The sequence below is a fragment of the Tardiphaga sp. 768_D3_N2_1 genome (assembly GCF_052076105.1).
In the GTDB taxonomy this organism is placed as follows: domain Bacteria; phylum Pseudomonadota; class Alphaproteobacteria; order Rhizobiales; family Xanthobacteraceae; genus Tardiphaga.
Window position 1 is genome coordinate 4,094,955 of sequence record NZ_CP197245.1, and the last position, 20,125, is coordinate 4,115,079.

Below are 20,125 nucleotides of genomic sequence, written 5' to 3' on the forward strand. Positions count from 1 at the left end.
GGCGACGTACAGCGCCTTGCGATCGGTCGCATCGCTATGGCGACCGAGGGCTGCATTGAGCGATTGGGACGAAATATCGAATGCGACTGTATCAACAGCGTTCGTTTGGGCTATACAAAGACTGGTCGCAGCGATCAGACGCACGATGGGACTATCGACGCAGCATCGCCGACGCCGTCGAGGATTTCTGCAATGTCGCGGTGACGGGGTCGGCGTCTCCAGCTAAGGCCGGACCGTCGTGATCCCGACGATCTTGTCTTCGTTCATAGCGACTCTGCTCTGTTAACGCTCGGCCGCTCCGGTTGCCACAGCCAGTGTATCCGCGTCCTAGGACCCTTGCCGACGGATCTCGCTTGCGTAAATTATGCGGGCTCGATCTTGAACAGGCAATGATCGTGCTTGCCTTCTGCTTCGCAATAGACTTCCTGCGCGCGAAGGTTCAGTTTGCGACCAGCACTTGCGGCGACATATTCGAGTGAGCCTTCGAGCCAGGATGCGAACATGTAGCACACCTTGCGGCCGCTATTGCGACGCTCGTCATCGACCATCGCCGAATTGCCCAGACGTACCGTCGCTGTCCCCTCATCCGGAGATACGTCGAGCACGTCGAACTGTCCCCATCCGCGCTGCGTGATGCGGCGCATATAGTGACGGAACACATCGACGCCAGACATGCCGTGGAATTCGGCTTCCTTCTCGCACCAGTAATAGGCCGAGCGATGACCGGCCGGCCGCAGAATGCGCTCCAGTTCCTCAGCACCCACTGCCGCCTCGATGGCGAAGTGATTGTTCATATAAAAATGCTGCGGCACCAGAATCATATTGGTCGCATCGACCGACCAGCGCCCGGTCTGGTCATCGACATTGATGTCAACCTGCGGCTTCCCCATCTCAGGCCCCCCAGACGGTCTTCAGGAGATCGACCCAGTTCTTGCCAATGACGGCCTCGATGCGCGATGCTTTCCAGCCGCGCTTTTCCATGGCGGCGGTGAGGTTCGGCCACTCGCCGATGGTCTTGATACCTTCGGGATTGATGACGTCACCGAAATTTGTGAGACGGCGGCCATAGCCTTTGTCATGGGTGATCCAGTCGAAGAATTCCTGGCCATAGCCCTGGGTGAAGTCCGTGCCAATGCCGACGCTGTTCTCGCCGCAGATATCGATGACATATTCGATCGCTTCGACATAATCGTCCACCGTCGATGCCGGACCGCGCTTCAGGAAAGGCGGGAACATGGTGACGCCGACAAAGCCGCCGCGATCGACGATGAAGCGCAGCTGCTCGTCGGACTTGTTGCGCGGGTGCTCCTTCATGCCGGCCGGCAGGCAGTGCGAATAGGCAACCGGCTGCTTGGAGGCGAGGATGACGTCTTCGCTGGTCTTCGATCCGACATGCGACAGGTCGCAGAGGATGCCAAGGCGGTTCATCTCGGCAACGACCTCGCGACCGAAGTCAGACAAGCCACCGTCCTTCGACTCGTAACAGCCGGTGCCAACCAGGTTCTGCGTGTTATAGGCCATCTGAATGATGCCGACGCCGAGCTCCTTGAACAGACCGAGATAGCCGATCTGGTCTTCGATACCGGTGACGTTCTGCCAGCCCAGGATGATGCCGGTCTTGCCTTCTTCCTTGGCCTTGAGGATGTCAGCGGTGGTGTAGACCTGCTTGAGGATGTCGCTGTTCTCGGCGAACCAGCGCTTCCACTTCACCACGTTGCGCATGGTGGCTTCGAAACCCTCCCAGACGCAACAGGTGCAGTTCGCAGCGGTCAGCCCGCCCTTGCGCATGTCCTCGAAGACCGGACGCCCGAAGTCCGAGATGATCAATCCATCGACGACGATTGCGTTTTCATGGATGGTGGAGGACATGACGTTTCCTTTCAGATGATAGCCTGACTTTTCGTTGTGATGCGGCAGCCATATCAGCTGGCGCGACGTTCTTTCTGATTAGTGCGCCCCACCGAAGTAGGCGCTTTGGACTTCCTCGTTCCTTGCCAGCATCTCGGAGTCACCCTGGACGATGATTTTGCCTTGCGACAGCACATAGCCGTAATGGGCGATCGCGAGGGTCTGGTTGACGTTCTGCTCGACCAGGAGAACCGTCACGCCAGTTTCGTTGAGCCGGCGCACGATGTTGAAGTTCTCCTGCACGAACAGCGGAGACAGGCCAAGCGACGGCTCGTCGATGATCAAAAGCTTTGGATCTGTCATCATGCCGCGCCCGATCGACACCATCGCCTGCTCGCCGCCGGACATGGTGCCGGCAAGCTGCTTGGCGCGCTCTTTCAGGCGCGGAAACACCTCATACACCTTGCTCAGCCGCGCTTTGACCGTCTTCTCCGCATTGACGAGATAGGCGCCGACCCGAAGATTCTCTTCGACCGTCATCTTCGCGAAGATCCGGCGCCCTTCGGGAATGCACGCAATCCCGAGACTTACGATCTCATGCGTGGCCATCTGATCGAGCGTCTTGCCTTCGAACGCGATGGAGCCGGCGCGCGGCGGCGTCAGTCGCAGAATCGAGCGGATCAGCGTCGATTTTCCGGCGCCATTGGAGCCGAGAATACAGGTGATCTTGCCCGGCTGGACATCGATCGAAATGCCGGACAGCACGTCGGCCCGGTCGTAGGCGGTGAAGATGTTCTCGACTATGAGATGCCCGCTCATGCTTGCCCCAAATAGGCTTCGCGGACCACAGGGTCGGCCGCGATGTCACGGAATTTGCCTTCGCAGATCTTCTTGCCGTAGTTCAGCACGACGCAGCGATCGGTGACACGTTCGATCAGCCCCATTTCGTGCTCGACAATGATGATCGTGAGGCCGCCAAGCGATTTACGGATGCCGAGAATTTCATCCACCACTTGATCCGTCTCGTCATGCGTCATGCCGGCGGACGGCTCATCGAGCAACACGAGCTTTGGCTTGCCGATCAAGGCGCGGCAGATCTCGACCCTGCGACGATCGATCATGCCGAGCGATATCGCCGGATCGAACAGCCTGTCCGGCAGCGCGGGATTGAAGACATGCAGCAATTCGCGGGCTTCATCTGCAATCCTCCGCACATCCGCGGCGAATGATGTCCGCTGCACGATATTGTGCCAGAGGCCATTGTTCAGCGTCCGTTGCGCACCCAGCGCAATATTGTCGAACACGGACAGTGACAGGCACAGGCGTGATCGCTGGAACGTACGCGACAGGCCATAGGACGAGATGTTGTGCGCCTTCTCGCGGGTGATGTCGATGCCATCCAGCAGGATGTTGCCCGCGCTTGCGGAATAGACGCCGCTGATCACATTGAGGAACGTGGTTTTGCCCGAGCCGTTCGGCCCGATCAGTCCGAGCACTTCGCCATTGCGAACTTCGATATTCAACTCATTGAGCGCGAACAGGCCGCCGAACCGGACCGTCAGGCCGCGGCTTTCGAGCAGCACATCGTTGGACAAGCTCGTCATGCGCTTGCCTCCGTATGCAGTTTTCGGACCCGGCGCGCCACCAGACCGTCCGGGCGCATGGTCAGGATCGCGATGACCAGGACGGCATAGAAGATCAGCCGGTATTCCTGGATGAACTGAAGCTTTTCGGGCAGCAGGACGACGATCAGCGCCGCCGGCAGCACGCCCCAGCGATTACCAATGCCGCCGAGGATCACGATGGACACCATCACCAGCGAGTCGCCGAATGTGAAATTCGCGGGCGCGATGAAGCCCGTCATTTTCGCATAGACCGCCCCCATCAGGCCGGCCAGAAAGTTACCGAGCGTGAATGCCAGCACTTTCCAGTAAGCGATCTTCAGTCCGAAAACAGATGCCGCGGTCTCGTCGAGGCGCACCACATCGAACCAGACGCCAACCCATGAGCGGTCCAGCAGTCCGACAAAGACCATCGCCAGCGCCGTCAGAATACCGGTCAGGATGACGTAATTCGCATAAGATGACAGCACGAGGCCGAAAATGTGGATGTCATTGGTGAAGTCCCAGCCAAACAGATTAATGCCGGGAAGCTTTAGACCCTGCGGACCACCGAAAAAGTCATTGGCATCGAGAAAGACGTTGAACATCACGCCGAACGCCATGGTCGTCAGCGCGCCATAGTGTCCTCGGGTGCGCAGCACCGGCAGGATGAGTAGCGAGCCGATAAAGACCGCGACTAGGCCGCCGCAGACTAGAACCAGCGCATCGGGCAGACCGCTCTGCTGTCCCAGCATCGCCGCCGTATAACCACCGGTGCCAGCGAAAGCTGCAGCTGCAAAGTTGGTCAGGCCGGCATAGCCCATCTGCACGGTGAGACCGAGGCAGATGGCGGCGTAGATCAGCACCGTTGCCAGCATCAGCAGGCCGAAATTATCGTCGCGCAGCACGAAGATGACGGCGAGCGACGCGACCGTGATCAGGCCGCGCAGCAACCAAGGGTTTTCCGAAGCCGCAACTTCCGTCGCGGCGATGCCCCCGAACCGGGCGGCGCAGAAGCAGAGTGCAGCGGTGATCGCCAGTGCGGCGCCAAGCAGTTTCTGGTTTTCGATCAGGACCAGCGCCGTGAGTGCCACTGCGGCGAAGGCCACGGCGACGAACAGCGGCCACACCGGCACCCGTGCAAGCTTCCGATATGTCGGCGTCATACCCGCTCGCTCCCGCGTTCGGCGAGAAGCCCGGTCGGCCGCCAGGTGATGAGGACGATGATAAGCACGAAAGCAAACACGTTCTTGTAGTCGCTCATCGATGGTATCGCGGCGACGACGAAGGTCTGCAGGCCCGCGAACAGATAACCGCCGATAATCGCGCCCCAGATATTGCCGAGACCGCCGACGATCGCAGCCGTGAAGCCGATCACCGCCAGCAGCAGGCCCATGCTGTAATTGATCTCGCTGTAATACAGCGCATAGATCATGCCCGCGAAGCCCGCGGTGATAGAGCCCAATGCAAAGGTCAGCGGGATGATGCGACCGAAATTGATCCCCATCACACGTGCCGTTTCGGTGTCTTCCGCGACCGCGCGCATCGCGAGGCCGAATTTGGAGTGATTGATGATCCAGTAGACGGCGCCGATCGAGGCGGCACCGGCAATGATTAGGATGATGGCGTCGGTGCGGAAGAATGACGGACCGATATGGAAGCCACCGGCCGGCAGCAGCTCCGGAAAGCGCTGCGGATTGGTGCCGTTCGGAAAGAACAGCCGGATGGCTTCACGGATCGCGGTGCCGACCATCATCGTCATCAGCAGCATGTTCAGCGGCGGCGCGTTCCGCAGAGGCATGATGAGAAAATGCGAAATGCCCGCGCCGACCACCGCGGTCAGTGCCATTGCCACGCACAGCGCGATAATGAACTGCAGCGGCACCGACAGTCCCAGCGCGTTCGCCGCCCAGACGGCGACGAGGCCTCCGAAGGCGCCGAGCGTAAGCACGTCCCCGTGCGAGAACTTGATCACGTTCATGACGCCGAAGAAGATGGTGAACCCCATGGCGACAAGGCCATAGATCGTTCCTTGCATCAAGCCGTTCAGCAGGTGTTGACCGATCATACCCATGGGATGTCCCGACGATCCGTGTTTACGGCAGGTTCTTGAGCTTGCGCTTGCCGGACGCGTATTCGCTTTCTTCCCATACCACCCACTTGCCGTCCTGCACGACATAGCTCGTGGTCAGCGGCGTGATGTTCTGGCCATGGTCGTCGAAAGTGACCGGACCTACGATGGACGGACGATCCTTCACATCGCCAAGATCGGCGGTGACTTTGGCGCGATCCGGCCCGACCTTCTCGATGGTCTCCATGATCAGACGGGTGGCGACATAGGCGAACGGTCCGTAAGCTTCCGGCGGTTCGGAATAGCCGGCCGCCTTGTAGGCATCCGAAAACATCTTGCCGCCCGGCATCTTGGACATCGGCGGACTGTCGAAGAAGGTCAGCGTGCCTTCGGCGAGCTCCGGACCAGCCGCATTGACGAAGGCGTCGCCCATGATGCCGGAGTTGCCCTCGAACTGCGCGTTGATTCCAAACTTGGCCATCTGTGTGCGGAGGCGTGCACCGAGCGGCGTCAGGCCGCCGAAATAGATGACCTCCGGATTGAGCTCCTTGATTTTGGTCAGCTCGGCCGACAGATCCTGCTGATCCGGCGGGACCGAAAAGCTGCCCAGAATCTCATTGCCGTTCTCGAGTGTGAACTGGGTGAAGTACTTGTTCATCGACTTGCCATAGTCGGTGGAGTCGGCGAACGACACGAATTTCTTGTAGCCGCGCGATTTCATGAACTGCGCGCCGATGCGGTTCTGGCCGATCAAGATGCCGCTGACGCGGTGCACTTCGGGGTACTTTTTGGCGTAGGTAATTTCCGGCAGCACCGCGGCCCAGACGACCATCGGAAGCTTGAAGCGATTGAAGATATCGACGGTAGCAATCGCGGTGGCTGAACAGTAATGCGGGATCGCCGCGATGATCGAACGGTCGGACGCGATCTTCGTGACGACCTGCACGCCAACGTTGGGTTTGCATTCGTCGTCAAGCACGACGAGTTCGTATTCATATTTGGTCTTGGGTTCGGCATTCATCAGCTTCACGGCCAACTCGGCCGAGTTGCGTCCGCCAATCCCGTGAGGCGAAATAGCGCCGGTCAGCGGACCGACGAAAGCGATCTTCACCTTGTCCTTGGCAAAGGCCGCGCTGAAGCTGCCAAAGGCCAGTGGCAACACGCTCGCAACGGCCAATGCGGCCAAACCACGCTTGGTAATCGTCCCCATCGCTGATCCTCCCAGGTTGATCCAGCCTGCGACGCTAGTGGTCCGCGGATACGGCAGATAGGATGCACGCGCGCTGTTGCTTGTAGAATTGCGTCATATCTACCGAATATCGACTGCCTGTTCTTGATTGGCGCGCCGATCGCTAGTCCAGACGATTTCGCGTAGCAAACACAATGATTTCCGCTGCGCTGCAAAATTCATCGCGAAGATTAAATCTTGGCCTGTCCATGCTTTTCAAACGAGCACTCGCAGTGCCATTCGTCGTCGCATCGCGAGCGCTAGAACACCACCGTCTTGCGTCCATTCAAAAGGACACGACGCTCGAGATGAAGCCGCACCGCGCGCGCCAGAACGCGCGACTCGATGTCACGCCCGACTGCGACGAGATCGTCGGCGGACGACGCATGCGTCACCCGTTCGGTCTCCTGTTCGATGATCGGGCCCTCGTCGAGATCCGGCGTCGCGTAGTGCGCGGTGGCGCCGATAATCTTGACGCCCCTGTCGTGAGCCTGGTGATAGGGCCGCGCGCCCTTGAAGCTCGGCAGAAAGGAATGGTGAATGTTGATGACGTGACCATAGAGCTTGCTCGACAGGTCGTCCGACAGGATCTGCATGTAACGCGCAAGGACGACGAGATCGGCGCTTTCCTTCAAATACAGTTCGTAGAGTTGCCGCTCTTGCTCTGGCTTGGTCTCATTGCTGACGGGCCAGTGATAGTACGGGATCCCCGCTTTCGCAGCGATCGGTTCGCAGTCGCGATGGTTCGACACAATCGCCACCACCTCGGCTTTCAGCCAGCCGACTTTGACCTGATACAGCAGCTGCTCGAGACAATGGTCCGACTTGGAGACCATGATGATCACCCGGGGACGCGACTCGGCACCGACCAGAACCGCGTTCATCTCGAATCGAGACAGCACAGGGTTGAGCACCGATTCCAGAGTCTTCCGGCTGATCGAATCCGGCGTCTCGAAAGCAATGCGCATGAACAAGCGGTTGGTCGTCCTGTCCCAGAACTGCGCGCTTTCCAGGATGTTGCTATCGACATCGGAAATCACCGTCGTGACGGTCGACACGATGCGCGGGCGATCCTGGCAATAGAAGGTCAGGATCCAGTTCTTCTTCGTCATTTTGCTTGTCTCGGTGGTGGAATCGATCGCGTGGCTGCGATCGCTATGAGGTAAAACATGTTGGTGTGGATGCCGGCAGCGGAATCCGCGGATGCCTGCATCACGCGGTCCGACGATGCCCGTCGGCACGGTATCGCGTTAACCTGATCCCGACGTCTTCGAAGATCGCCGTGATTGGCGCCTGCGGCTTATGGACGGTAACGCGCACGACGCTGGCACGCGCATGGACATCGAGAATGCCGTCGGCAACGGCTGCAGCGGCTCGCTCCAACAGCACATGGCGCGACGTCAGAAATGCCTCAGTCGCGGCGGCGACAACCGACGCATAGTCGATCGTCTGTCCGATGTCGTCCGAACTGGCTGCGTCAGAAAGGTCGACCTGCAGATCGATATCGATCACGAAGCGCTGCCCCAGTTGCGCCTCGTGATCCAGCAAGCCGTGGCGCGCGTGAACATTCAGCCCTTGGATGAATATCCCCTCGGCCCACCCCTCTCCGAAACGCTCCATCAAGCTGCCTGATCAGGACCGATAGATCGGGAACGACGCAACCAGCTCGGCAACGCGGCCACGTGCCCTAGCCTCGACCTCCGGCGCTCCCTGGTCCGGCGCCCTGGAATTCGCATCCAGGACGGTGGCAATGAGCTTGCCGACTTCTTCGAATTCACCGATGCCAAAGCCGCGCGACGTCGCGGCCGGCGAGCCGAGCCGGATGCCCGAGGTGATGGTCGGCTTCTCCGGATCGAACGGGATACCGTTCTTGTTGCAGGTGATGTTCGCCCGCCCGAGCGCCGCTTCAGCGAGCTTGCCGTTCAGGTTCTTCGGCCGGACATCGATCAGCATCAGGTGATTGTCGGTGCCACCGGTGACGATCGGATAGCCGGCTCTTGAGAGAGTGCCTGCCAACGCGCGTGCATTGGCAACGACATCGGCCGCATATTGACGGAACGAGGGCTGCAGGGCCTCGCCGAACGACACCGCCTTGGCGGCGATGACATGCATCAGCGGCCCGCCCTGCAAGCCCGGGAAGATCGCCGAATTGATCTTCTTGGCGATGTCCTCGTCATTGGTCAGGATCAAGCCGCCGCGTGGACCCCGCAGCGTCTTGTGGGTGGTCGAGGTCACGACATGCGCATGTGGGAACGGCGACGGATGGGCGCCGCCGGCCACGAGGCCAGCGAAATGCGCCATGTCGACGAACAGGTAGGCACCGACCGCGTCCGCGATGCGGCGGAAAGCGGCAAAATCCCAGAACTGCGAATAGGCAGAACCGCCGGCCACGATCACCTTCGGCTTGTGCTCCACAGTCAACTTCTCGAGCTGCTCCATGTCGATGGTGCAATCGTCGCGGCGAACGCCGTAGCTGACGACATTGAACCACTTGCCTGACATGTTCGGCTTGGCGCCATGGGTAAGATGACCGCCTGCCGCAAGATCGAGGCCCATGAACGTGTCGCCGGGTTTCATCAGCGCCATGAACACAGCCTGGTTGGCCTGGCTGCCGGAATTCGGCTGCACATTGGCATAGCTGCAGCCGAACAGCGTCTTGGCACGCTGGATCGCCACTTCCTCGACCTCGTCGGCGAAGTGGCAGCCACCGTAATAACGCCGGCCCGGATAGCCTTCGGCATATTTGTTGGTCAGCACGGAGCCCTGCGCCTGCAGCACTGCACGCGAGACGATGTTCTCGGATGCGATCAGTTCGATCTCGTCACGCTGCCTGCCGAGTTCTCCCGCAAGCGACGATGAGATGGTCGGGTCCGCTTGGGCGAGATCGGTCGTGAAGAATGCCTCGAGTTCAGCTTGGGTCATGGTCTTCCCTCAACACTCTGCCAGATTGACAGCGAGACCTCCCAGCGAGGTCTCCTTGTATTTCGATTGCATGTCGCGTCCGGTCTCGCGCATCGTCGCGATCACCTTGTCGAGCGGCACCACATGGGTGCCGTCGCCCTGCAATGCGAGCGACGCCGCATTGATCGCCTTCACGGCGCCGAAGGCGTTGCGCTCGATGCATGGCACCTGCACTAGCCCACCGATCGGATCGCAGGTCATGCCGAGGTGATGCTCCATGCCGATCTCGGCGGCGTTCTCGATCTGCTCATTGGTGCCGCCGAGCACGGCCGCAAGCCCCGCGGCCGCCATCGAGCAGGCCGATCCGACCTCGCCCTGGCAGCCGACTTCCGCGCCGGAAATCGATGCATTCATCTTGAACAGCGCGCCGATCGCGGCGGCCGTCAGCAGGAACACGCGCATGTTTTCAGGCGACGCCTCGCGGCAATGGTCGCGGAAATAGCGAAGTGTGGCGGGAATGATGCCGGCCGCGCCATTCGTCGGCGCCGTCACGACCTTGCTGCCTGCCGCGTTCTCCTCGTTGACCGCGATCGCATACAGGCTGACCCAGTCCATCACCTCATGCTGGGCGCGGCTGTTCGAACTTGCGGCGGCGACCAGACGTCGATGCAGCGAGGGCGCGCGGCGCTTGACGTTCAGCCCGCCCGGCAGCTGCCCTTCTTTGGTCATGCCGCGATCGATGCAATCCATCATCACCTGAATGATGCGATCGAGCCGCTGCTCGATCTCCTCCGCCGGGAGCGACGACATCTCGTTGGCCATGACGATCCGCGCAATCGACAGACCGGTTTTTGCACCGATCTCGAGCAACTGCTTGCCCGACCTGAAAGGATGCGGGACAGGGACGTCCTCGACGATCCCGACGACGCCGACCTGTGCTTCCGGAACGACAAAGCCGCCGCCGACGGAGCACCAGCGCTCGCCGTGAAGGACATGACCGGCCACATCGAAGGCGGAAAGCGCCAGCGTGTTCGGATGGTTTGGCGGATCGGTCACACCGTCGAAAACGACGTCATTGGCGAAATCGAACGGGACATTGCGCCGTTCGGCGATCCGCAGCATGCCTGCCGTGCGGGCACCATCGACCAGCGTCTCCGCCTCTTCCGGATCGATCGTTTCCGGAAACTTGCCGGCAAGCCCGAGAACGACCGCCTTGTCGGTGCCATGGCCGCGACCGGTCCAGGCCAGCGAGCCGAACAGCTCGACCTTCACACGGGCGAGATCCTTCAACAGACCGCGCTCCGCAAGCTGGCTGGCAAACAGCGCCGCGGCCTTCATTGGTCCCATCGTATGCGATGACGACGGCCCAATGCCTATCTTGAAGAGATCGAACGTTCCAATCATCGCGCGGTCTCCAGGGCGCAGCCGGGCTGCTAGGACAGGCTTCGCGCTTCGTCGAGGAACTGCCAAACATAGGGCGCAAACGACCGCCATACATCCACATGGAACACGTACTCTTCAGAACGTGACAACAAAACTGATGCCTTCCCCAGCACCGTGCGCGTACACATTCCGACCGGGAACGCCTTGAGGGACAGATCCAGCGGGCAGCCATGGTTCAGCACTAGCGCCGCCGTCACCCCCGCAACTGCGATGCCGTCCGAGCGATGGCTGACGTCCACCAGCGAGCATGCCTGCGCCTGCAGCGCTGCCGACATCCCGCCAAAGACCTTGAGCGGATCCTCGTTCACCGCCTGAAACAGCCATTCGTCCGGCCCCAGCCAATAGACCGACCGGCCGCCGACCGCCGCGAAGCGGCAGGCGTCAAGGCTCGGGTTGACGCCAAAATACGCCCCAGCTGCCTCGATCGCCGCAGTCTTGCCGCGAAATACCAGCTTCGCTGCATCGGGAAGAATCGAGAGCGTCGTGGCGGATGCAGCAGTCGTGCCGGACGACAGCATCGGGGACAACACGTTCGAACGCATGACCGTGGGACTAAGCATTCAAACGTTCTCCCTTCGGATCGAACAATATCGAGTCGACGACTTTCGCCTTGATCACGCCGTCGGGCATCGGGATCGAGAGCTCCTCACCCATCCGCGAGCGACCGCTGCGAACGAGTGCCAGCGCGATGGAACGGTTCAGCGTCGCGCTCCAGTAAGATGAGGTCACATGACCGATCATCGGCACCGGAATCGGATGGGTCGGATCGAGCACGATCTGGGCGCCCTCTTCGAGAACCACCTTGGGATCCGTCGTCAGCAACCCGACCAATTGCTTGCGGTCTTCCCTGACCAGCGCCGGCCGCGACAGCGAGCGCTTGCCGACGAAATCCCGCTTTGCCTTGCCGACAGCCCAGCCGAGGCCGGCGTCATCGGGCGTCACCGTGCCGTCGGTTTCCTGACCGACAATAATGTAGCCTTTCTCGGCGCGCAGCACATGCATGGTCTCGGTACCGTAGGGCGTGATCCCGTAGGGTTTGCCCGCCGCGAAAATCGCTTCCCAGATGGCCCGGCCATAGCCGGCGGGGACGTTGACCTCGAAGCCCAGTTCGCCAGTGAACGACACGCGGAACAGCCGCGTCGGCACGCCGCAGATACGTCCTTCGCGGACGCTCATATGCGGCATGGCATCGGCCGACAGATCGATGCCCTCGACCAGCGGCTCCAGCACCTTGCGCGCATTCGGTCCCTGCAAGGCAACGACTGACCACTGCTCGGTGGTCGAGGTGAGCCACACTTCGAGGTCCGGCCATTCGGTCTGGAGATAGTCCTCCATCATGGACAGCACGCGGGCCGCGCCGCCGGTCGTCGTCGTGACGTGGAAACGATCCATTGCCATGCGGCCGACGACGCCGTCATCCATGATGAAGCCGTCTTCGCGCAGCATCACGCCATAGCGCAGCCGACCGGGCTCCAGCTTGGTCCAGGCATTGGTGTACATGCGATTCATGAATTCGGCGGCGTCCTTGCCGACGATCTCGATCTTGCCGAGCGTTGAAGCATCGAAGATCCCGACCGACTCGCGCGTCGCCTTGCATTCGCGCGCGACGGCAGCATGCATGTCCTCGCCCGCCTTCGGGAAATACCAGGCGCGCTTCCAGACGCCGACATCCTCGAACCGTGCGCCCTGGGCTTCGGCCCATGGATGAATGTTGGTCTTGCGCACGGGATCGAACAGATCTCCACGCGATTGGCCGGCAAAGGATCCGAAGGTTGTCGGCGAATAAGGCGGGCGGAACGTGGTCAGGCCGACCTTCGGCACCGCGACATCGATCTGCTTCGACACGACACCGAGGGCGTTCATGTTGGACAGCTTGCCCTGGTCGGTGGCCATGCCGGTGGTCGTATAGCGCTTGACGTGCTCGATCGACCGGAACCCTTCACGGGTCGCGAGCCGGACGTCCTTGGCCGTCACGTCGTTCTGGAAATCGACCCAGGCTCGCTTTTCAGCCTGATGATTGGACATCACGGAGCCGATGAACGCATCGGCGCCCACCGACTGCGCGGAGACCGTATAGCTGTGCTCGCCGCGCGGGGAGAAGCCGGCCTTGGCCGCAGCGTCGCGGCCACCCTTTGCGCCGCTTTCGATGACGCTTTCGAGCGCGAACAGTCCCTTGCACGCCCCGACCGAACGTTCGCGCTCGACCGACTCGCCGGGCACATAGGCACGCAGCTCTTCGCTGTAACTGAGCTTACCGCGGCTCTGCGAGAACAGATGCACCGACGGGGTGAACCCGCCGGACATCAGGACGAGATCGCAGTCCACCGTCTCGGCGTCGCCGCCCTGTGCATTGGAGATCTGCGCCGACTTCACCCGCAACCGGCCCGATGTGCCGCGCACGATGCTGTCGGAGCGCACCTTGATGCCTTCGGCGCGCGCCTTGTCGACCCAATAGCCCGCCACGCTCTTGCGCAGATCCACGATCACCTGGATCCTGCCGCCGGCTGCCTTGAGATCCAGCGCCGCGCGATAGGCGCTGTCGCAGGCGGTAAATACGACCACCTGTCTGCCCGGCACGACGCCGTAACGATTGACATAGGTCTGCGCCGCCCCCGCCAGCATGATGCCGGGCCGGTCATTGTCGGTGAAAACGAGCGGCCGCTCGATCGCGCCGGCCGCCAGCACGACTTCCTTGGCCCTGACCTGCCAGAGCCGCTCACGCGGCTGGTTTACCGCAGGATTGCTGAGGTGGTCGGTGACGCGCTCGTTGAGACCGACGAAATTGTGCGGATACCAGCCAAACGCCGTCGTGCGCGACATCAGCTTCACATTGGGGCTCTTGCGTAATTCATCGAGCGTCGCGCGCGCCCAGTCGGCGGCCTGCATGCCGTCGATCGATGCCGAACGATCGGACAGCAGCGAGCCGCCCATCTCCGCCTGCTCGTCGCACAGTATCACGGTGGCATCGCTGTTGCTGGCTTCGAGCGCCGCGGCCAGCCCCGCAGGCCCGGCACCGACGATCAGCACGTCGCAATGCGCAAACACCTGCGTATAGCGATCGGCATCCGGCTCGGCCGGCGCCTTGCCGAGGCCGGCCATTCGCCGGATCACCGGCTCATAGAGCTTCTTCCAGGCCGTGCGCGGCCACATGAAGGTCTTGTAGTAGAACCCCGCAGGCAGAAAAGCCGAGAAATATTCGTTGAGGAAACCGGCATCGGTCTCGAGCGACGGCCAGCGATTCTGGCTTTCGGCCACCAACCCTTCATAGATCTCGACCTGGGTCGCGAGCAGGTTCGGCGTATAGCGCGACTGGGTCGCCCCCACACCGACCAGCGCATTCGGCTCTTCCGAGCCGGCGGAGACGAAACCGCGCGGCCGGTGATACTTGAACGAACGGCCGACCAGATGCACGCCATTGGCGATCAGCGCGGAAGCCAGCGTGTCGCCGGCCAGGCCCTGATACGACTTTCCATCAAACGTGAAATGAACTGCGTTGCGGCTTTCAACGCCATCGCCGCGCCGCACGCGATACGTATCCGTCATGGCCTGGCACCCTGATGTTCGGCTTCGGGGCGTTCGCCCATGCGATAGGTGCGCTTGATGACGTCCGTGGTCGTGTCGCGGCTGGCATTGAAGAAACGGCCGCAACCATTGGCGTGCCGCCAGCGCTCGTGATGCAAGCCCTTGGTGTTGTCGCGCATATAGAGATAGGCGGCCCACTCCTCGTCATTGAGGCTCATCGGGTCGGCCGGGCGGGCGATATGCGCCTGCCCGCCATTGGCGAATTCGGCTTCCGGGCGCAGCCCGCAATAGGGGCAATTGATCAACAGCATCTTGTTTTCCCCGCTATCAATGCGCCACGGCGGCCGCGGCCGCTTCGTCGATCACGGCGCCATCGCGGAAACGCTCGATGGTGAACGGCGCATTGATCTTGTTCGGCTCGTCCTTGGCGATCGTGCTGGCGAACACCTCGCCCGATCCCGGCGTCGCCTTGAAGCCGCCGGTACCCCAGCCGCAATTGACGTAGAGGCCGGACACCGGCGTCTTCGCCACGATCGGCGAGCGATCCGGCGTAACATCGACAATGCCGCCCCAGTTGCGCAGCATGCGCAGGCGCCGGAACGTCGGCACAAGTTCGCAAATCGCATCCAGCGTATGATTGACGATGTGCAGGCCGCCCCGCTGCGTATAGGACGTGTAGACGTCCGTTCCCGCGCCGATCACCATCTCGCCTTTGTCCGACTGCGAGATATAGGCGTGGATCGTGTTCGACATCACCACGCAGGGGAAGATCGGCTTAACCGGTTCGCTGACCAACGCCTGCAGCGGGAAGCTCTCCAACGGCAGACGCACGCCAGCCATGTTCATCACCGTGCTAGTATTGCCGGCCGCGACGACGCCGATGCGCTTCGCATTTATGCTGCCGCGTGTCGTATCGACGCCTACTACCTCACCGGTGGGTGCACGGCGGATGCCGGTAACTTCGCAATTCTCGATGATGTCCACGCCGAGCGCGTCGGCAGCGCGGGCATAGCCCCAAGCCACAGCGTCGTGGCGCGCGGTGCCGCCGCGGCGCTGCAGCGCGCCACCGAGGATCGGATAGCGCATGGATCCACCGACATTCAGCGGCGGACAGAATTCTTTGCATTCCTCAGGCGACAGCCATTCATTGTCGATACCGTTAAGGCGATTGGCATGAACATGTCGCTTGAAGCTCTGCACATCATGAATGTTGTGCGCCAGCATCAAGACGCCGCGCGGCGAATACATGACGTTGTAGTTCAATTCCTGCGAGAGCCCTTCCCACAGTTTCACGGCGTGTTCGTAGATCCCGGCGCTTTCATCGAACAGATAGTTCGAGCGAATGATCGTGGTATTGCGGCCGGTATTGCCGCCGCCGATCCAGCCCTTTTCGAGGACAGCGACGTTTTTGACGCCGTAGCGGCTGGCCAGATAGTAGGCTGTTGCAAGCCCGTGGCCACCACCACCGACGATGATGACGTCATAGCCCGGCTTCGGTTCAGGCGAACGCCACTGTCGCTGCCAGCCGGCATGACCGGTCAGCCCTGCCCGTAGTAATGAAAGCGCTGAAAATTTCTGCATGGCTGTCCACGTTGTGATTGGACGGAGCCTACAACTCGCCGCCGCTTCGCGGCCAGCATCAGCCCGCCAATCATGTTGGATCAGGGCGACATCAGGACGTTGCAGGTTTGCAAGGTCCCGACACGAAACACGTAGATTTGCGACAAGCCACCCGGCTTCGCTCGCTGGGGTCTCGAATTCGCGGCGTATCCATGCGACACGGATCGCTGCCATGGAGACGGGACGGCATGCGCCAGGCGCGCGCAGTCCCGCCACCGACGATCAAGGACACGCAGAATGAGCATCGAACGCAGCGACGAGATTCTTCAGTACCTCAAAGACAAATCGATCGTGGTGGAGACGTTCGAACACCCGCCCGTGCATACGGTGGAAGAGTCGCGTGCGCTGCGCGGCGACATTCCCGGCATTCACACCAAGAACCTGTTCCTCCGCGACGGCAAGAAGCGGTTCTTTCTGTTCGTCACCGACGAAGCCGCGACCATTCACCTGAAGTCGCTGGCAAAGACTATCGGCGCCAGGGGCGGGCTGTCATTCGGAAGCGCGGAAGCCCTGAAGGAATTGCTTGGGATCGAACCGGGATCGGTGTCGATTCTGGCGCTCTATAACGATGCCAATCAGGCCGTCACTCCCGTCATCGATGCGCGCCTGCGGTCGGCGGAGCGTATCAATTGCCACCCCGTCATCAACAGCCGCACGACATCGCTGTCGGTCGACGCGCTCGACGCATTTCTTGCTGCGATCGGCCGCGAAGCGCAGTTCGCGACACCAGAAGAGCCGCCCTCCGCCGACTGACCCTCCTGCGCTACACCGGCCAACCTGATCTGGCCACTTGCCGATTCCCAGCAGACGCCCCGAACGTCGCGCCCCAAGCGAGACGCTTCGGCGCTCTTGCGCGTGCGGCAATGTATTTTTAGGATCAGATTGTCAAAAATACCTGCCCCAGTGGATTAGAGGCATGTAATGATGCGACATGGCTCCGTTTTGGAGGTCGTTTCGCGGCAATCACACGGAGAGCCATTCGACCATATGGTGAATGCGGAGGCAGGGGTGATGCAACCAAAGGTCCGTCCGCTCCGCGTTGGCTTCATTCTGACCAAGAATTTCACGCTGACTGCGTTGGCCAGCTTCGTGGACGTGCTGCGTCTCGCCGCCGACGAGGGCGACAACAGTCGGCCGATCCGCTGCCAGTGGCACATCATGGCCGACACCGACGAGCCGATCCGTTCGAGTTGCGGTCTCCTGATGTATCCGAATTCCCGGTTCCTCGATCCGCGCGAGCTCGATTATGTCGTCGTGGTGGGCGGCCTGCTGCATCAGGGCCCGCAGATCGATGAGAAGATCAAGCGCTATCTGCTGGAGGCAGCGAACACCAAGGTCGACCTGATCGGCGTCTGCACCGGCAGTTTCGTGCTGTGGCGTCTCGGCCTTCTCAACCAGAAAAAGTGCTGCATCAGCTGGTACCACTATCGCGATTTCCTGGAGGAGTTCGGCGAGACGCTGCCCGTGGCCGACCAGCTCTTCGTCATCGACGGCAACCGCATCACCTGTTCGGGCGGCATGGGCGTTGCCTATCTCGCCGCCCATATCGTGGAACAACGCATGGGCCTGTCGAGCGCGCAGAAGGCGCTCCACATCATGCTGATCGACCGCATGAAACCCGGATCGTCCGCTCAATCGGCGCCGCCAACTGAATTTGCCGAGACCGACGGACGGATCTCGCGCGCTCTACTGATGATGGAACAGAACCTGTCAGCACCGCTCTCCGTCGCGCGACTGGCCGGCAAGGTCAATCTGAGCACGCGGCAGCTGGAGCGCCTTTTCAAAGAGGAAACCGGACAGTCGCCGCAGGCGACATATCTGCGACTGCGCCTGAAGCATGCGCGCTGGATGCTGAAGAGCGACCTGTCGCTGGCCGCGATCGCCGCCGAAACCGGCTTCGTCGACGGCTCGCATCTCAGCAAGGCCTTCAAGGCTGCATTCGGAACCAACCCGTCCGAAGAACGCCGCAAGGTGATCGGACAACCCCAAGAACCGGACGTCGGTGAAGGCCGGCGTGTGTTCAGTCTGGCTTAGACAATCGACCTGATAGGCATGCAACACTCCAACGACCTTTGCCTACAAGCAATTGTAAATCGTCTGGAACGTGTTTGCGCAGCCGGTACGTGCCGCTCTTGGGATGCTTTCAGGACGCCCCGTAACAAGCGTCATGCTGCACCACCCGTGTGCACCAATCGGGTAATGCCAGGCCTTTGATCTGGCTTATTTGTCTTGGAAAATAGAGGCTTGAAGGACAAATGGTGCCCAGGGGCGGGATCGAACCACCGACACTGCGATTTTCAGTCGCATGCTCTACCAACTGAGCTACCTGGGCGCCGCCCCGGATCATGTCCAGGGAGCGCCGGTTTATAGTCAGGCAAATCGGCCCTGTCCACCCGCCCGATGGCATTTCTGTGAACGAAGATTTTGCCGTCAAAACAATGGGAAATGGCCGCTTCGGACTGGCTTGGACGACGCGAATGCCCAGCGCGCCTATTCGGCGTCCTCGTCATCCGTCGGTTTGCCGGGAATCGCATAGGAGCCCGACAGCCAGCGGTTGAGATCGACGTCGCGGCAGCGTTCGGAACAGAACGGCTTGGAGGCCTCCACCACGGGCCTGCCGCAGATCGGGCACGGCTTTTCGCCGGATTTGAACGCCTTAGCTTGCATTCAACCAGCCGAAACGGATCGGGAAGCCCTCGCCGCCGAGCAGGGAGACGGTCTCGTAGAGCGGCAGGCCCACGATATTGGTGTAGGAGCCGACCATCTTGACCACGAAGGAGCCGGCAATGCCCTGCACGGCATAGCCACCGGCTTTGCCGCGCCACTCGCCGGAGCCGATATAAGTCGAGATGTCTTCTTCGTTGAGGCGCTTGAAGCGCACCTTGGTCTCGATCAGGCGCTGCCGGAAGCTTTCCTTGGGGGTGACGATACAGATCGCCGTATAGACACGGTGGTTGCGGCCTGACAGCAACCGTAGGCACTGCGAAGCTTCATCAACCAGTTCCGCCTTGGGCAGGATGCGGCGGCCGACGGCGACCACGGTATCGGCAGCGAGAATGAACGAGCCGCGGAGCTCGTCGTCGAGCTGGACCGACTTGAGCGCGGCTTCGGCCTTCGCGCGGGCCAGCCGATTGGCGCAGGCGCGCGGCAGTTCGCCCCGCTTCGGGGTTTCGTCGACATCGGCAGGGCGCAGCGCATCGGGCTCGATCCCGGCCTGATTCAGCAGGCTGAGGCGGCGGGGCGAACCGGAGGCAAGAACGAATTTGGGACGGCCGAGCATGCGGGGTCTGTGATCCTGGAAATGCGCGCGGAACCTATCGGAAGCCCCCTGCTTCGACAACCGCACACGCAGTATTTAGCCGCTGGCGGCGCTACCTTTGGCGAAACGTTTGCGGATCCGCAGCAAAAGCCCATCACAGACCTCGCGATAGGCCGCCAGCTTCTGGTCGCGATTACCTTCAGTTCCCGTGGGATCCACCGTCGGCCAGTATTCGACCTCGGCGGCATCGGTGCGTGTCAGGTCCAACGCCTTGTGATGCGCCTCCGGCGACAAGGTGATGATGAGATCGAAATTGAGCCCTTCCCAGTCGTCGAGTTCCTCGAAGGTCATGGGCCTGTGTCTGGAAATGTCCTGGCCCAGTTCGGCCATCACGGCCACCGCGAAGGGATCGAGCTCGCCCTTCTTCACCCCGGCGGATTTCACATACAGCGCCTGCGGGAACATTTGCTGCAACAGGCTGGCGGCCATCGGCGAGCGCACGCTGTTCTGGCCACAGGCAAACAACACCGCCTGCGGCGTGCGCGCGCGTGGCGGCGCGGCCATGCGCGTTAAGCTCCTTTATGAAGGAGCATGGCCTCGTCGGAAAACCGGCCGCCACTTTTCCGGGCCAT

At 61.3% G+C, this 20,125-nt stretch carries 20 protein-coding genes and 1 tRNA gene; 2 read left to right on the forward strand and 19 right to left on the reverse strand.

Annotation, left to right across the window (positions count from 1 at the left end; all coding sequences use genetic code 11):
• Positions 1-362: 362 nt before the first annotated feature.
• From AB8A27_RS19205 to AB8A27_RS19275, 15 genes are all read right to left on the reverse strand, one after another.
• Complete coding sequence (locus AB8A27_RS19205) at positions 363-890, reverse strand: DUF5943 domain-containing protein (protein ID WP_441243286.1); 528 nt, start codon at positions 888-890, stop codon at positions 363-365.
• Between the two features lies 1 nt (position 891).
• Entirely contained in the window at positions 892-1,869 is a 978-nt protein-coding gene (locus AB8A27_RS19210; RefSeq protein WP_441243287.1) for a dipeptidase, read from the reverse strand.
• Positions 1,870-1,947: 78 nt separating this feature from the next.
• Positions 1,948-2,667 carry an ABC transporter ATP-binding protein gene (locus tag AB8A27_RS19215; protein ID WP_441243288.1) on the reverse strand — a complete coding sequence of 240 codons (720 nt, stop codon included), beginning with the start codon at positions 2,665-2,667 and terminating at the stop codon, positions 1,948-1,950.
• Complete coding sequence (locus AB8A27_RS19220; protein ID WP_441243289.1) at positions 2,664-3,452, reverse strand: ABC transporter ATP-binding protein; 789 nt, start codon at positions 3,450-3,452, stop codon at positions 2,664-2,666. The genes AB8A27_RS19215 and AB8A27_RS19220 overlap by 4 nt, the downstream gene beginning before the upstream one ends.
• Positions 3,449-4,615, reverse strand: coding sequence for a branched-chain amino acid ABC transporter permease (locus tag AB8A27_RS19225; protein WP_441243290.1), 1,167 nt, complete (start codon positions 4,613-4,615; stop codon positions 3,449-3,451). The genes AB8A27_RS19220 and AB8A27_RS19225 overlap by 4 nt, the downstream gene beginning before the upstream one ends.
• Positions 4,612-5,523, reverse strand: coding sequence for a branched-chain amino acid ABC transporter permease (locus AB8A27_RS19230; RefSeq protein WP_441243291.1), 912 nt, complete (start codon positions 5,521-5,523; stop codon positions 4,612-4,614). Before AB8A27_RS19230 ends, AB8A27_RS19225 begins: the two co-directional genes overlap by 4 nt.
• A 22-nt stretch (positions 5,524-5,545) precedes the next feature.
• Positions 5,546-6,730 (reverse strand): branched-chain amino acid ABC transporter substrate-binding protein, encoded by a 1,185-nt coding sequence (locus AB8A27_RS19235; RefSeq protein WP_441243292.1) that lies wholly within the window; start codon positions 6,728-6,730, stop codon positions 5,546-5,548.
• Between the two features lie 278 nt (positions 6,731-7,008).
• Positions 7,009-7,860: a formyltetrahydrofolate deformylase gene (purU, locus tag AB8A27_RS19240; RefSeq protein WP_441243293.1), complete on the reverse strand. Its 852-nt coding sequence runs from the start codon at positions 7,858-7,860 to the stop codon at positions 7,009-7,011.
• 100 nt (positions 7,861-7,960) lie between these two features.
• Positions 7,961-8,368, reverse strand: a complete 408-nt coding sequence (gene folB / locus AB8A27_RS19245) for a dihydroneopterin aldolase (protein ID WP_441243294.1) — start codon at positions 8,366-8,368, stop codon at positions 7,961-7,963.
• Positions 8,369-8,380: 12 nt separating this feature from the next.
• Positions 8,381-9,670: a serine hydroxymethyltransferase gene (glyA, locus tag AB8A27_RS19250; RefSeq protein WP_441243295.1), complete on the reverse strand. Its 1,290-nt coding sequence runs from the start codon at positions 9,668-9,670 to the stop codon at positions 8,381-8,383.
• A gap of 9 nt (positions 9,671-9,679) precedes the next feature.
• On the reverse strand, positions 9,680-11,053 hold the full coding sequence (locus tag AB8A27_RS19255; protein ID WP_441243296.1) for an L-serine ammonia-lyase: 1,374 nt from the start codon (positions 11,051-11,053) through the stop codon (positions 9,680-9,682).
• A 29-nt stretch (positions 11,054-11,082) separates the two neighbouring features.
• The gene (locus AB8A27_RS19260; protein ID WP_441243297.1) at positions 11,083-11,652 is read right to left on the reverse strand and encodes a sarcosine oxidase subunit gamma; all 570 of its coding nucleotides are present in this window, start codon (positions 11,650-11,652) and stop codon (positions 11,083-11,085) included.
• A complete protein-coding gene (locus AB8A27_RS19265) occupies positions 11,645-14,635 on the reverse strand; it encodes a sarcosine oxidase subunit alpha (RefSeq protein ID WP_441243298.1) in 2,991 nt (996 codons plus the stop codon). Before AB8A27_RS19265 ends, AB8A27_RS19260 begins: the two co-directional genes overlap by 8 nt.
• Positions 14,632-14,925, reverse strand: coding sequence for a sarcosine oxidase subunit delta (locus AB8A27_RS19270; protein ID WP_441243299.1), 294 nt, complete (start codon positions 14,923-14,925; stop codon positions 14,632-14,634). The genes AB8A27_RS19265 and AB8A27_RS19270 overlap by 4 nt, the downstream gene beginning before the upstream one ends.
• Positions 14,926-14,941: 16 nt before the next feature.
• Positions 14,942-16,195, reverse strand: coding sequence for a sarcosine oxidase subunit beta family protein (locus AB8A27_RS19275; protein WP_441243300.1), 1,254 nt, complete (start codon positions 16,193-16,195; stop codon positions 14,942-14,944).
• A gap of 276 nt (positions 16,196-16,471) precedes the next feature.
• Between AB8A27_RS19275 and AB8A27_RS19280 the strand changes: the two genes are divergently transcribed.
• Both AB8A27_RS19280 and AB8A27_RS19285 read left to right on the forward strand, forming a co-directional pair.
• On the forward strand, positions 16,472-16,987 hold the full coding sequence (locus AB8A27_RS19280) for a prolyl-tRNA synthetase associated domain-containing protein (protein ID WP_441243301.1): 516 nt from the start codon (positions 16,472-16,474) through the stop codon (positions 16,985-16,987).
• Between the two features lie 258 nt (positions 16,988-17,245).
• Complete coding sequence (locus AB8A27_RS19285) at positions 17,246-18,268, forward strand: GlxA family transcriptional regulator (RefSeq protein ID WP_441243302.1); 1,023 nt, start codon at positions 17,246-17,248, stop codon at positions 18,266-18,268.
• 222 nt (positions 18,269-18,490) lie between these two features.
• Here AB8A27_RS19285 and AB8A27_RS19290 read toward each other — a convergent pair.
• From AB8A27_RS19290 to AB8A27_RS19305, 4 genes are all read right to left on the reverse strand, one after another.
• Positions 18,491-18,566 (reverse strand) — tRNA-Phe (locus AB8A27_RS19290).
• A gap of 158 nt (positions 18,567-18,724) precedes the next feature.
• The gene (gene yacG, locus AB8A27_RS19295; protein ID WP_441243303.1) at positions 18,725-18,901 is read right to left on the reverse strand and encodes a DNA gyrase inhibitor YacG; all 177 of its coding nucleotides are present in this window, start codon (positions 18,899-18,901) and stop codon (positions 18,725-18,727) included.
• The gene (locus AB8A27_RS19300) at positions 18,891-19,514 is read right to left on the reverse strand and encodes a Maf-like protein (RefSeq protein WP_092145261.1); all 624 of its coding nucleotides are present in this window, start codon (positions 19,512-19,514) and stop codon (positions 18,891-18,893) included. The genes yacG and AB8A27_RS19300 overlap by 11 nt, the downstream gene beginning before the upstream one ends.
• A 75-nt stretch (positions 19,515-19,589) precedes the next feature.
• Positions 19,590-20,057: an arsenate-mycothiol transferase ArsC gene (locus AB8A27_RS19305; RefSeq protein WP_441243304.1), complete on the reverse strand. Its 468-nt coding sequence runs from the start codon at positions 20,055-20,057 to the stop codon at positions 19,590-19,592.
• Positions 20,058-20,125: the final 68 nt, after the last annotated feature.